Genomic DNA, 12,582 nt, shown 5'->3' with positions numbered 1-12,582 from the left:
AATTGCACGTGCTGCCCCTGCCCGCCACGGACCAGCCGGTGAACCTGGCGGACGCCAGCGCGGCGCAGCGCCAGATCACCCGCATTGGCGCCGATACCATGCGCTGGGATGGCGACGGCCTTTCGTGGACCACCGGGCCGTTCTGGCGCCATGCCGCGCCTGCGGCACTCGCCGCCGCCGATCCCGAAAGCACCGCCACCCCGCGCGATCTCTCGGTGCAGGTACCCCGCGCGCTGCCCGCGATGCCGCAGGTGCTGCGCGGCGCCACGGTTTTGACCATGGACCACGGTGCCGTCATCGCCGATGCCGATGTGGTGATCATGGGCGACCGTATTGCCGCGATCGGCCCGCGTGGCACCGTGCCGGTTCCCGCCGGGGCGCAGGTGCGCGATCTGGCCGGCAAATTCATCATTCCGGGCCTGATCGACGCGCATGCCCACTTCTTTCCCATTCCGCGCACCATCCACGATGGCACGCACTGGGAGTTTCCCGCGCTGCTCGCCTATGGCGTCACTTCCGTGCTGGAAGTGCAGCCATTCACGCCCGATATCTTTGCCTATGCCGATCGCATGGACGCCGGGCTGTCGACCGGGCCGCGCCTGTTCAGCACCGGGCCGGGCGTCTTCGTCAACAGCGCGATCACCTCGCAAGGTGTCGCGCAGGATGTGCTCACCCGCTATCGGGATGCCTATCGCACGCGCAACATCAAGAGCTACATGATCGGCGACCGCGCCGCCCGGCAGGCCATGGCCAATGCCGCGCGCAGGCTGGGCATGATGCCCACGACCGAGGGCGCAGCCGACTATGTGCTGGAGCTGACCCACGCGATCGACGGCTTTTCCGGCAACGAGCACAACCTGCCCATCACCCCGATCCATGACGACGTGGTCCGCCTGTTCGTGGCCAGCCAGATCGCCTATACCCCCACGATCACCGTGCTTTACGGCGGCGCGCCCCTGCTGTTTGACGAAATCGAAAACCACGCCCCGCAAGACGATGCGCGGCTCACGCGCTTTCCCCCGCCGTTCGCGCTGGCGGCCCGGCTGCGCGACCGGCACTGGACCGCCGCACCCTGGCAGACCTGGCAGCGCTTTGCGCGTGATGCCGTGCGCCTGCGCCGCGCTGGCGGTCTGGTTGGCGTGGGCAGCCATGGGGAAATGCAGGGCATCGGCGTGCATTGGGAAATGGGCGCCTTCGTGGCCGGCGGCGCGACCCCGCTGGAAGCGCTGGAAATGGCGACGATCGACAACGCCCGGATCATCGGCCGCCCGGATGACCTGGGCAGCATCACGCCCGGCAAGCTGGCCGATCTCGTCGTGCTCGATGCCGATCCACGCACCGACATTGCCAATGCCCGCGCCATCGCGCTCATCATGCGCGGCGGTATCGCGTTCGATGGCCGCACCCTGGCCCGCGATGGCCAGGCGGCGGTTGCACCGTGGTGGCAGGACACCGCGCCATGAAGCCCGCGACACTGCGCGCCTGGGGCAAGGTGCACACCTGGTCCAGCCTCACCTGCACGCTGTTCCTGCTGATCCTGACGCTGACCGGCCTGCCGCTCATCTTTCATGACGAGATCGACGGCCTGTCAAAATCGACGCGGCCCCAACGCTGGAGCGCGGCCGAACTGCTGCCGGTTGACCGCGCCATGGGGGCCGCGCTGGCGCGCCATCCCGGCAGCGTGCCGATCTACCTGAGTTTCGATGAAGATCGCCCGGTCATCAATCTCACCACCGGCCCGACCGGCGATGCGCCCGAAGCGGCGATGCAGTTCAATCCAATCGACTTGCGCACTGCCGCACCGCCCCACGGCGATGCCCCCGGCCATGGCGTGATGGATACGGTGCTCGATCTGCACAAGGATTTGCTGCTGGGCAAAGTGGGCGAATATTTCCTGGGCGCGATGGGCCTGTGCTTTGCCTTGGCGCTGGTTTCGGGCGTGGTGCTCTATGCGCCCTTCGCGCGCAAGCCGGGCTTTGCCACGGTACGCCGGGGCAAGTCCAACCGCCTGCGCTGGCTCGATTGGCACAATGTGATCGGCGGCGTCACGCTCGCCTGGGCCATGGTCGTGGGCCTGACCGGCACGATCAATACGCTGGCCGATCCGATCACCGCCTGGTGGCGCGGCGATGCCCTGGCCCGCCTAGCGCATGACAGCACGGGGCCGATCGTGCCCTATCGCCCCGGCATTGCCGCGCTGGCGCTGCGCCATGCGCAGGCCGCCGTGCCGGGGATGACGGTGCAGTTCGTGGCCTTTCCCGGCGCTGCTTTCAGCAGCCATGATCACATCGCGGTCTATCTAAAGGGCGCCACCCCGCTCACCGCCAAGCTGCTCACCCCGGTGATGGTCGATGCGCGCACCGGCCAGGTCGATGGTGTGGCGCCGATGCCGTGGTACATGAAAGGCCTGCTGCTGGCGCAACCGCTGCACTTTGGCGATTATGGGGGGCTGGCCATGAAAATTCTCTGGGCGCTGCTCGACGTGGTGAGCATCGTGGTGCTGGGCAGCGGGCTCTACCTGTGGCTGGGCAAGCCTCGGCCGGCCCGCAAGGCGCGCGCGGCATGAAGCAGGCACATCCCCTGGTGCCGGTGGCAATCATCGCGGTCGTTTCTCTGGCCGGCATGATCGCCGGGTTGGCGGGCGACGGCTGGGAAGACGTCGCCGCCGCGCTTGGCCTCACCGCCAGCGTGGCGCCCATCGCCTGGGCGCTGCGCCGGGGCGGGCCGATCAGGCGGTAAAGCGCTCTACCCCGCCCACCACGGTGCGGATCACCTTGGCCTGCTCGATGGTTTCGGGATCGATGCGGAACAGGTCACGGTCGAACACCGCGAAATCGGCCTGCATGCCGGGCATGATCACGCCGCGCAGATGCTCCACCTTGCCGGCATAGGCCGCCTCGCGGGTATAGCCGCGCAGCGCCTGGGCCATGGTGATCCGCTGCTCGGGATACCAGCCTTGGGGATTCTTGCCATCGATCGTCTCGCGCATCACTGCGGCATAGATGCCAGTCAGGGGATCGAGCGGCGCCACCGGCCAGTCAGACCCGAAGCAGACATGCGCGCCGCTGCGCACCATCGATCCCACGGCAAAGCTGGTGCGCAGCCGCTCCGGCCCGATCCGCCGCACGGCCCAGCGACCATCGTCGATGGCGTGATAGGGCTGCATCGAGGCGATCACTCCCTGGCGGGCAAAGCGCCCGATCGCTTCTTCGCGCAAGTGCTGGGCATGTTCGATGCGAAAGCGCCGGTCGCGCGCGCCATTGGCCTTGGTCACCGCCGCCATGGTATCGAGCACGATGTCGTTGGCTTCATCGCCGATGGCATGGGCGGTCACCTGCAGGCCCGCCTCGTCCGCGCCCGTCATCCACGCCGCCAGATCCTTGGGATCGGTCACGACAATGCCATGCGCGCCGGACTCGTCCTGGTAGGGCAGATACATCAGCGCGGTGCGCGACCCCAGCGAGCCGTCGAACACCACCTTGCACGCGCCCCAGCGCACCCAGTCGTCACCGTGGCCTTCCTCGGCCACGATCCGGGCCATGCGCTCCCAGTCTTTCAGCGGCGTAAACTGATAGAACCGCATGCCGGTTTCGCCCTGCGACCGCAGCCGATGGGTGATTTCATAGGTCGACCAATCGAGATCGGGCACGTGCACTTCGGTCACGCCCTTGCTCAGCCCCAGGGCGATCCCGGCGCGCACCGCCGCATCCAGCCGCGCCGGGCTGGGTTGGGCAATGGCGCGCAGCACGAGGTCCTTGGCCGCATCCTTGACGATCCCGGTCGGCTCCCCTTGCGCATCGCGCACGATCACCCCGCCCGGCACATCGGGCGTGTTGCGGTCGATCCCCGCCAGCTTGAGCGCCAGCGAATTGCACAAGATCATGTGCAGGTCATAGCGGATTACCGCCACCGGCGTGTCTGGCGTGACGGCATCGATCCACTGCCGCGTGGGCAACTTGCCACCCCAGCGATCCTGGTCCCAGTTGCCCCCTTCCAGCCATTCGCCCTTGGGCAGCACGCGCGCCGCCTTGGCGATCTGCGCCACGAATTCATCGGGGCTGGCCGCATTGCGCAGCGACGGCTGGGTTAACGCCAGCGACCCGATGGTGAAATGGGTGTGGCAATCAACCAGCCCGGGCGTGACGAAGGCGCCCTGCAGATCGACCACGCGGGTGCGCGGACCAGACCGCGCCCGCACCGCCTCGCGCCCGATCGCCACGACATGCCCCCCGGCCACGCCGATGGCATCGCTGCGCACGTCCGGCCCCGCCCCGGTCCACACCGCAGCGTTGACATAGGCCACCTCCACCGTCCCTTGCGCGGCCGCCAGCGCCCGCACTGGCAGGGCAGACGCCGCCACGGCGTTGAGCGAACCCGACACGAAAGCGCGACGCGTGACCATGACCTTGTTACCCCGTTTGCATTCTTACCGACTGGCACTTTGCGCCGGCATGGACAAGGCGCGGCGTCCAGCTTGCAGATCACGGGGGGACCAGAGGTGGGTGGTGCGCAAATCGTCGGGGCGTTGGCCGCTTTGGCAGTATAGAATGCGGCGGGGGTCTGGGTTTGGGACATTTTTGGCGTTCATGGGCGAGGTGGCGAACGGCAGGGCTTGTGGGATGCCGGCGTTCAGCGTCTGCTCCCCTGTACTATTGGGTTGACTGAGACTGGGACGGTCGCGAACTGACAAATCTTCAAGCAGATTTTGTGGAAGCGGTCGTACAAATGGAGGAGACTTGGTCCGCAAGAGACGTAGCTAAGGAAGGTGTCCGCACGCCGAACAGTGTGTGTTTCGACGGTGCGAAACCCTCACGCGTCGTCATGTCAGTGAGAACTAGCTCCCACTGACATTCGGGTGGTGAGTAAACCGGTCACCAAGACGATTCGTAAGAACCGTTCCTGGCTCCCGGATATCTCCGGCGCCGACACCTTCCCACTCGAGCAATGCCTCATTCGTAGACCGGGCGCAATCGCTGCCGAGCGATGAGGTGCCCAATACGTATTCCGGTCCAATCGACAAAGCCACAACGCGAGGCGACATAATCTAGATGGGCGTTGGATGGCTCTCCAGACAACACGTCTTTCCACAAGCTCCGCTTTTGGTCTTTTGAGATGTCGGGCGCGCTCATAAAGTCCGCGAGCAGAAGATAAGCCTCGGTATCCTTGGCAAGATCGTCACGCATTAGCCGAATGCGCGCGGCAGCTAGCTTATTAAGCTGATCAAGTTCCGTCGAGAACATCAATGGATCTTTTAGAAAAACGAATTTTAGAGTTATATACGAGAAATAAGATAGCTTATTTACTAACAACTCTTGAATAATCTCTAATATCGCAAAATTCCGTGTAAATAGCTTTCCGAACGTCTGCGCTCCGATAATTAATATGTTGAAGCATTCGATGGAATCCCGTCGCCGTGCATGACGAAAGAAAGCGCCGTGAGCCGCCACCATCAGATCGATGGTTTCTTTCAACATCACGTGCTCAATCCAGTCTGAGCTATCTCGGATTTTTTTGTATCCGCGCTTTCCCACGATTGATAAAATCTGGGCAAGCGCATAGGTCGTATTCACGCGAACATCCAAGCTAACTACGTAGAACACGAGGGTCAGCAGCGACCAAAGAGCTCTTTCAATGCATGCTGCACGTTCGTCGTCATCATCCTTCAGTGCCGCCGCGCTTTCCACAAGCTCGAACACCATCGCGCGTAGCAGCGAGAGCGCCCAGCCGCTAACATTATGAAAGCCGATACCGTGCTCTCCGATGATCAGGCGGGCTTCTAGCGTTTTCGCTTTTACTTTTCGGGTGACGCCTCTGAAAAGCTTAGGATCCGTAGCCCTCCTGGCTTCATCAACCACCGCCTTTAATTCATAGAAAGTTCGATGTATCTCGCGTTTCGCAAGGGAGAGTGGGGTGACGAATGGTCGGCTTAGATTTTTCTCTTTTCCTTCATTCAAGTACATTTTATAGAAGGATATCTCTCTGTCTAAAATCTCTTGAATAACGTCCAGATTAATTTCATCATTAGCGTAAATAAAATAGTCATCGACGTAACGCTTAAACTCATAGTCCTTGCCGTAATGCAATCCTTCTTCAGCCGCCATAGCAATAACATTTAAGTCAATTCTCTGAAATATTATCTCTGCGAATATACGAGACAACTCTGGGCCAACCAAAATCCCATTTGTCTCGTTAAAATTATGCCTTTGCATTAACGTGTCGAAACGTTGTTCAAAAGCGTAAAAGCCTGAATTATCCTTCGCAAAGTCCTTATTCTTTACCGCCCAGGTGACTGAGTGCGTATATATGCTGTAAAAACATTTAGATACGTCGACCATTCGAAGTCGGCTAAACTGCTTTTCTAAAGAAATATAAGCTGAGCTGTCAAAGAATTTGGCCAAAAGATTAATATCTCGATAAACGAAGAACGAGACAATTTTTGCCAACTCCTCTTCTTCCTCTGAAACCTCTACATGGACGTTGCCGTCATCCGCGCTGGGCTCGATGAGATCGTTTGGCGTCGCAAGTTTTGCGACCGCCGTAGGCCGACGCAGCGATGCTGGACTGACGGCGCAAGAGGCTATGATCGTCTCCGCAAAATCGTCATAAAACTGAGCCGCCACCATCTGGCTAAGCGGATGCATAATTGAAAGGCGTGTGGAAGACGAGCGATCCTTTCGAATTGCGAACTCGTACGGCTTCGTGAACCTCGACTTCTTCGCTCGGCTTACGGTTCGTATCGACTGCAAGTGCGCGTGGGCAGAAAGATCGACAGGCTGCTCAGCATGCGATAAATAGAGGAAGTCGTTTGTAAATATGAGCGGCAGCTCATGAGGAAGCACCTCAGTCACCAGCGCTCTGAGTGCGCGATTGCGCGGCTTACCCTTTGGCATGTGCCCACGCCGCTTTTATCACGCCAATTCTTTGCGAACTGAAGGTCGCTATCATTGGGATTTCATAACCCTTTCGGAACGATAACGCTTTCAGATGCGCAAGTTGAATTGCACTGGTTTTGTTTTGGACGGGGAGTCGAAACTCACTGCCGCCGCCAAAGAGCAATCCGTTCAAAAAACCATCCAACTCGCTCAACGTGTGCTCGTATCGGGGTAAAAGCGGATCACTCGGGGCGTTGCGACAAAATCTATAATTGAAAAATATTCCTGAATAAACCCGTTTTTTAGGTCCATAGTTGTTTATTCCGGTTCTCCTCACGCAATAATTTGACGACAGGAATTTAATTCTATCCAAAAGAAGTCTAACATCTCCGGATTTATTAAAACTTTTTAAGCTAAGTATAATACGAGATTTTATCTTTGAGACTTTGCTGCGCGCAACGGTCACCGATACCGATCGTCTCAATGCTTCCTTCTTTTCGGATTTAGCAGAAATATGAAAAGCATACCCGAGATAATCGAAAGAGTAATAGCCTTGAGCGCTCCCCTTATTATCCAACCTGATATCAGATCTCTTTTTTCTATTCATAGTGAGTCCGGCAGGAAGCGACTGTTTTAGAAATTCATCCACGTCGAATGAAAGATCGTAGCTAAATATTAAAATATCGTCTGAGAACCGAAAATACCGGTATATGCTTGGGTGTGCCCGTACCGACTGATCGAAATTCTGCATCGCAAGTTCGGCTAAGACTGCACTTAGGGAAAGGCCCCTTGGAATACCGCGATCCTTTCCCTTGCAGTGCGCTTCCAAGAACGCCTCTAATACGTTGACCGCATTTGGAGAAAGCAAAGCACTTCCTAAGAGGGTGTCTCTGATCGGCTTCAACGGCACATTTTCGTAGAAGCTTTCGATATCTCGCCTGAATATTGCCATAGGCGTCGCGTCTTCGGCGGATTGGATAACGCCCCGCACGATCGAATCACGGTTCGGCATCTTCAACCTAGCTCGGTATTTGACGTTCCCAGCTAGCGATCGAAGGACCAGCGTTGATGCGTAGTCGCTATAGGATACGACGTCCTTTCCGCCGATGATCAATTCGTTGAACGTAGCGAGGGCGGTCGGGTCTCGCGCGCACTCTATCGCTTTAGCGATTTCCTCTGCCTTGCTCTGTTTCAAATCCACGCCGAAGCGCGAGGAGTCTCCCGCTCGAAGCGCGCGAGAAAAAGAATATTTTGTAAACGCTCCGGCCGTCATGTCGCCTTTGTGCGCAGACTGCTTTTGATTGGCAACACCCATTTGAACCCATCCACCAGCCTAATCTCAATTTGGTTGGCGATAAGACGCAGAGATCGCTTTGAGCAGATTTGTTAGCTTTCGGCGCCCTGTCGCAAAAAACTGCAGAAATCTGGCGTCGAGCAGCTTGAAACGGCGGGGGCGGGGAAAAGCGAACTCATCACGACCGCTTTCAGATGCGTCATCGCGTGCCTCAAGCGACCACTTCTGTTGCGCATTGCCCCCAGACGACCTGGGACTAAGCGAATAGCTGGTTCTGACGGAAGCTGCCGTTCAAAGCTGGATCGGCGAACAACGCATTTTGGTCGAAAGACCCCCCACCCCACGTATGCCTATCATCCCTCAACGATCGAAGCACTCGCATAAGGTGCAACAACGCGCCACCCCAAGGTCTCGTACAACGCCCGGCCGTCGTCCGTCGCGACCAACAGTTCCAGGCTATCGGGATCGCGCCGTGCCGCATGCAAGGTCTGCATGAGGACATGGCCCAGGCCTTTGCGGCGATGGGCGGGCTCGGTCACGATGCGGTCATAGACGAAGACGTGATCCGTTTCGGCGCCATAACCGCTGGCGGCCAGTTCGCCGGTTTCACCAAGGATGCGGACGGCCACCACGGGGCCGGATTGCTCGGTGGTGATGCGGTAGCCATCCGCCAGCGTTCGGCGCGGCATTGCGCCGTGGGCGCGCATCACGTGGCTGGCGGGGTGCACCGTCCAGGGCGCCGGCAGGGCGGCGCGCAGGGCCTCTGTCGTGGCGCAGGCCTTGATGAACTGACGGGGGCTGGTGGATCGCGCGGGCGAGGTCTTTCAGGCCATCGCACAGGCGCGGAAAGACCCAGCGCACGGTTTCCGTGTCGGATCCGGTATCGACGCGGAAGCCGCCGTGCTCGGGCACCGGCATAGGCAATCCGCGCGCCAGCGAGCGCGCGGTGAGCCAGGCGTGCAGCAGGTGCGGATCAAGGTCCTGGGGGTTCATCGCGGCTCGTCAGGGCGCGGTTACAGCAGCATCGCCTGGCGCTGCGCGATGCGGTCCTTGAGGCGGGCGATGGTGGCGGCGATGGCGGGCGCCTGCTCCAGGATCAGCACCGGATCATCGCCCGGCACGGCCTGGGCCAAGGCATGGGCGTCGGCCACCAAGTCCACGTCCACTTCCGACAGGCGGCGCAGCGTATCGGCCTCGGTGCGATAGCGCGCGGTCATGAAGTCGTTGCCAGGCACCGGCATATGCGACACCTGCGCATCGAGCGCGCTGATCGTCTGGGCCAGGGCCTCCAGCCGCTTGGCATTGGCGACCAGGTCTGCGGGCGGGAACGGCTGGGCGCGCGAAGGCGGCGGGATCATCTCGCGGCGATAGCGCCCTTCCGCCTCGCTCAGCGCCTTGCGCGCCTGTTGCAACAGTTCGCTCACCATGCGGCGGATGCGCTGGTCATCGGCGCGCAGATCGTTTTCCACGCGATAGAACGTATAGCCATAGCCGCGGAACAGGTTGAGCGCGACCTGGCCGGCGCGCGCCGCCAGCCCGTCGTCCTCGCCTCCGCTCATGTCGGCGCGCCCACTTCCGGGCCAAGCGGATAGAAGCCGGTGGGCTGCCCGCCGATGGCGAACGGCATGCCCACAGCCGCGTTGGGCGCGGAGACCAGGCCCTTTTCCGCCATCTTGAGCGCCAGGTAATAGCGCACCGATTCGATCGGGGTAAGGCCGATCGCCTGGAGCGAGATCAACTCGCGCATGCGTTCGTCGCGCGGCATGATCAAGACCTTGAGGTCGTTGAGCATGATGCCGTAGACCTTGAGGAAATCAGCGAGGTGAACCTTCACCGCCTCGCGCACGTCGTTGATGTGCTCGTTGATGTTTTCCAGCTTGGTGACCTGCACGATCTGGTTGATCGCCTGCTCGATCGCCGGGCCGGCATAATCGGCCACTTCGTTGGTATCGATCACCGTGCCGGAAAACGGCATGTGGGTGATCAGGTCGAGCGCTTCCTGCTTGCTGTCGATGTGGATGTAGTAATCGACGACATACGACACTTCGGCCATTTCCGCCGAGGTGGCGATGCCGCTGTTGCGCACCAGCAGCTTGGAGCGGTTGATATAGATGACTTCATAGACCCACGGCGAGGAGCCGCCGAAAAAGCCCTTGGCGATCGAGCCGATCAGCGGCTTGTCAGGCGTTTCGATGGCATATTGCCCGGTTTCATAGACATCGAGCACCGCCCCGCGCGACTTGAGCACGCAGAAGTGGTTGCTTTCCACCGTCAAGAGCGAGCCCGAGACGATGCTTTCATCAGCGATCTTGTAAGCGACGGTACGGGTGCCGAGCGCATCGGACCCATCGTTGCGCACCGTGGTGATCACTTGTCTGGTAATGGCCATCGCATGTCTCCTGAACGGAAGCGGGGAAAGGCGTGCAGGGTCTAGCGCGGGGAGCACAGCCCCGGGCCGCGCACGGTGCGGTAGAAGCGGTCCAGCGTGGCAGAACGCCGGGGCGCGCTGGGCAGCACGGCCGGGGCATCGCCTTCATCCAGCGCCCTGGCATCAGGATCGGCCAGGCCCGGCATTGCGGACGCGGCCGCCTCGACCGCCGGAACGGGCCGGCGCGGTGGCGGAGCGGGCAAGGGCTGGCGGGCCTGTCGCGACGCCTGCCGGCGCAGCAAAACGAGCAGAACGACGAAAGCCAGAATGAACAGATGACTCACGCGGCGCCTTTCTGATCTGGCCCTGCTGGATCGCAAGCTAGACCTTTCGCTGGCAATTTCTTCTGACAAATGAGATTATTACCAATATTTCATGCGTGTCCGCGCCGGTTCACAAGAGCGGTTCCAACCCGCCCAAAAGCCCGCTTTGCGCGCTCTGCAATTGATTGTAGGATGCAGCCACCCAGGGAGGGGACCAAGACCATGGACGATCGCAAGATCCGCAAGGTACTGATTGTTGGCGGCGGATCAGCCGGATGGATGACGGCTGCGATGCTCTCGCAGGCCCTGGCGCGCGATTGCGCCATCACCCTGGTGGAAAGCGAGGAAATCGGCACGATCGGCGTGGGCGAAGCGACCATTCCGCCGATCCGCGTGTTCAACCAGACCCTGGGCATCGACGAGCGCGAGTTCCTGGCGCGGACCAAGGGCAGCTTCAAGCTGGGGATCGAATTCGTCGGCTGGGGCGCGGAAAATTCGCGCTATTTCCACCCCTTCGGCCCCTATGGCCGCAACTTCGACATGGTGCCGATGCACCAATACTGGTTGCAGGCGCGCCGCCAGGGGGAGACCGCCCCGCTCGACGAGCATGCCATGGCCTGGCACCTGGCGCGGGCCGGGCGCTTTGCCCACCCCTCGCCCGATCCGCGCAGCGTGATGAGCACATTCGATTATGCCTATCACTTCGACGCCGGGCTCTATGCCCGCTTCCTACGCACGATTGCCGAACAGCGCGGCGTGACGCGGGTGGAGGGCCGCATTGCCGATGTGGCACTGCATGGCGAGACCGGCTTTGTCGAGGCAGTCACGATGGCCGACGGCCGCCGCATCGAGGCAGAGCTATTCATCGATTGCTCGGGCTTTCGCGGGCTGCTGATCGAGGGCGCGCTCAAGACCGGATACGAAGACTGGTCGCACTGGCTGCCGTGCGACCGCGCCGTGGCCATGCCCTGCGCCCCCCCCGCCGCCGATCCCAACCCCACGCCCTATACCCGATCGACCGCGCGCGCGGCGGGGTGGCAATGGCGCATTCCGCTGCAGCACCGCATCGGCAACGGCTATGTCTTTTGCAGCGCGTTCCTGGGCGAAGACCGCGCGGCCGAGGATCTCGCCAGCACCCTGGATGGAACGGCGCTGGGCGATCCGCGCGCGGTGCGCTTCCAGGCGGGGCGACGCAAGCTGCACTGGAACCGCAACGTGATTGCCGTGGGCCTGGCCTCGGGCTTTCTCGAACCGCTCGAATCCACCTCGATCCACCTGATCCAGGCCAATATCTCCAAGATCCTGGCCCTGTTTCCCGATCGCGATTTCGATCCCGCCACGCGCGATGAATTCAACCGCGTCGCCCATGGCGAGATGGAGCGCATCCGCGACTTCATCATCCTGCACTACAAGCTGACGCAGCGGCAGGATGCCGAGTTGTGGCGCCATGTCGCGGCGATGGACATCCCCGACAGCCTGGCCCTGAAAATTGCGCATTTCCGCCGCCATGGTCGCCTGATCGCGCGTGAGCTGGACCTGTTTGCCCCGCCATCATGGCTGGCCGTGCACATCGGCCAGAACAACCTGCCGGAAGGGCACGACCCGCTGATCGACTATCGCGGCGTCGACGGGCGCGAATGGCTGGGCCGGCTGCGCGGCGCCATGGCCGCGGAGGCGGCGCAGCAACCCATGCATGGCGCCGTGCTGGCCGGGCTTGCCCCGCAG

11 protein-coding genes are annotated in these 12,582 nt (G+C 61.2%); 4 read left to right on the top strand and 7 right to left on the bottom strand.

Annotation, left to right across the window (positions count from 1 at the left end):
• From H926_RS33555 to H926_RS34145, 3 genes are all read left to right on the top strand, one after another.
• Positions 1 to 1,463 (top strand): amidohydrolase family protein (locus H926_RS33555; protein WP_022677539.1); only part of this gene is annotated, 1,463 nt, incomplete at its 5' end.
• On the top strand, positions 1,460 to 2,566 hold the full coding sequence (locus H926_RS0117980; RefSeq protein ID WP_022677538.1) for a PepSY domain-containing protein: 1,107 nt from the start codon (positions 1,460 to 1,462) through the stop codon (positions 2,564 to 2,566). The genes H926_RS33555 and H926_RS0117980, both read left to right, overlap by 4 nt.
• A complete protein-coding gene (locus H926_RS34145) occupies positions 2,563 to 2,739 on the top strand; it encodes a hypothetical protein (RefSeq protein WP_022677537.1) in 177 nt (58 codons plus the stop codon). The genes H926_RS0117980 and H926_RS34145 overlap by 4 nt, the downstream gene beginning before the upstream one ends.
• Here H926_RS34145 and H926_RS0117970 read toward each other — a convergent pair.
• From H926_RS0117970 to H926_RS0117945, 7 genes are all read right to left on the bottom strand, one after another.
• Complete coding sequence (locus H926_RS0117970) at positions 2,729 to 4,402, bottom strand: amidohydrolase (protein WP_022677536.1); 1,674 nt, start codon at positions 4,400 to 4,402, stop codon at positions 2,729 to 2,731. The two genes, H926_RS34145 and H926_RS0117970, sit on opposite strands and share 11 nt — an antisense overlap.
• Before the next feature lie 547 nt (positions 4,403 to 4,949).
• Positions 4,950 to 6,890, bottom strand: coding sequence for an antiviral reverse transcriptase Drt3b (gene drt3b, locus H926_RS0117965; protein WP_158442011.1), 1,941 nt, complete (start codon positions 6,888 to 6,890; stop codon positions 4,950 to 4,952).
• Entirely contained in the window at positions 6,877 to 8,187 is a 1,311-nt protein-coding gene (drt3a, locus tag H926_RS31925; protein ID WP_082209223.1) for an antiviral reverse transcriptase Drt3a, read from the bottom strand. Before drt3a ends, drt3b begins: the two co-directional genes overlap by 14 nt.
• Before the next feature lie 332 nt (positions 8,188 to 8,519).
• Positions 8,520 to 8,873, bottom strand: a complete 354-nt coding sequence (locus H926_RS34940; protein ID WP_237741089.1) for a GNAT family N-acetyltransferase — start codon at positions 8,871 to 8,873, stop codon at positions 8,520 to 8,522.
• 306 nt (positions 8,874 to 9,179) lie between these two features.
• Positions 9,180 to 9,725 (bottom strand): hypothetical protein, encoded by a 546-nt coding sequence (locus H926_RS0117955; RefSeq protein WP_022677534.1) that lies wholly within the window; start codon positions 9,723 to 9,725, stop codon positions 9,180 to 9,182.
• Positions 9,722 to 10,555 carry an SPFH domain-containing protein gene (locus H926_RS28615; RefSeq protein WP_022677533.1) on the bottom strand — a complete coding sequence of 278 codons (834 nt, stop codon included), beginning with the start codon at positions 10,553 to 10,555 and terminating at the stop codon, positions 9,722 to 9,724. The genes H926_RS0117955 and H926_RS28615 overlap by 4 nt, the downstream gene beginning before the upstream one ends.
• A gap of 41 nt (positions 10,556 to 10,596) precedes the next feature.
• A complete protein-coding gene (locus H926_RS0117945; RefSeq protein ID WP_022677532.1) occupies positions 10,597 to 10,878 on the bottom strand; it encodes a hypothetical protein in 282 nt (93 codons plus the stop codon).
• A gap of 201 nt (positions 10,879 to 11,079) precedes the next feature.
• Here H926_RS0117945 and H926_RS28610 point away from each other — a divergent pair.
• The coding region (locus H926_RS28610) for a tryptophan halogenase family protein (protein WP_022677531.1) at positions 11,080 to 12,582 on the top strand (1,503 nt) is incomplete at its 3' end.

This window comes from Novosphingobium sp. B-7 (assembly GCF_000410615.1).
Lineage (GTDB): Bacteria > Pseudomonadota > Alphaproteobacteria > Sphingomonadales > Sphingomonadaceae > Novosphingobium > Novosphingobium capsulatum.
Note: the sequence above shows the minus strand (reverse complement) of the source record. Positions and strands in the feature narration are given on the sequence as shown.

Bases quoted from the DNA above. Each gene is read 5' to 3' on its own strand.
- H926_RS0117980 (WP_022677538.1), top strand. From the start codon at position 1,460: ATGAAGCCCGCGACACTGCGCGCCTGGGGCAAGGTGCACACCTGGTCC.
- H926_RS34145 (WP_022677537.1), top strand. From the start codon at position 2,563: ATGAAGCAGGCACATCCCCTGGTGCCGGTGGCAATCATCGCGGTCGTT.
- H926_RS0117970 (WP_022677536.1), bottom strand. From the start codon at position 4,402: ATGGTCACGCGTCGCGCTTTCGTGTCGGGTTCGCTCAACGCCGTGGCG.
- drt3b (WP_158442011.1), bottom strand. From the start codon at position 6,890: ATGCCAAAGGGTAAGCCGCGCAATCGCGCACTCAGAGCGCTGGTGACT.
- drt3a (WP_082209223.1), bottom strand. From the start codon at position 8,187: ATGGGTGTTGCCAATCAAAAGCAGTCTGCGCACAAAGGCGACATGACG.
- H926_RS34940 (WP_237741089.1), bottom strand. From the start codon at position 8,873: ATGCGCGCCCACGGCGCAATGCCGCGCCGAACGCTGGCGGATGGCTAC.
- H926_RS0117955 (WP_022677534.1), bottom strand. From the start codon at position 9,725: ATGAGCGGAGGCGAGGACGACGGGCTGGCGGCGCGCGCCGGCCAGGTC.
- H926_RS28615 (WP_022677533.1), bottom strand. From the start codon at position 10,555: ATGGCCATTACCAGACAAGTGATCACCACGGTGCGCAACGATGGGTCC.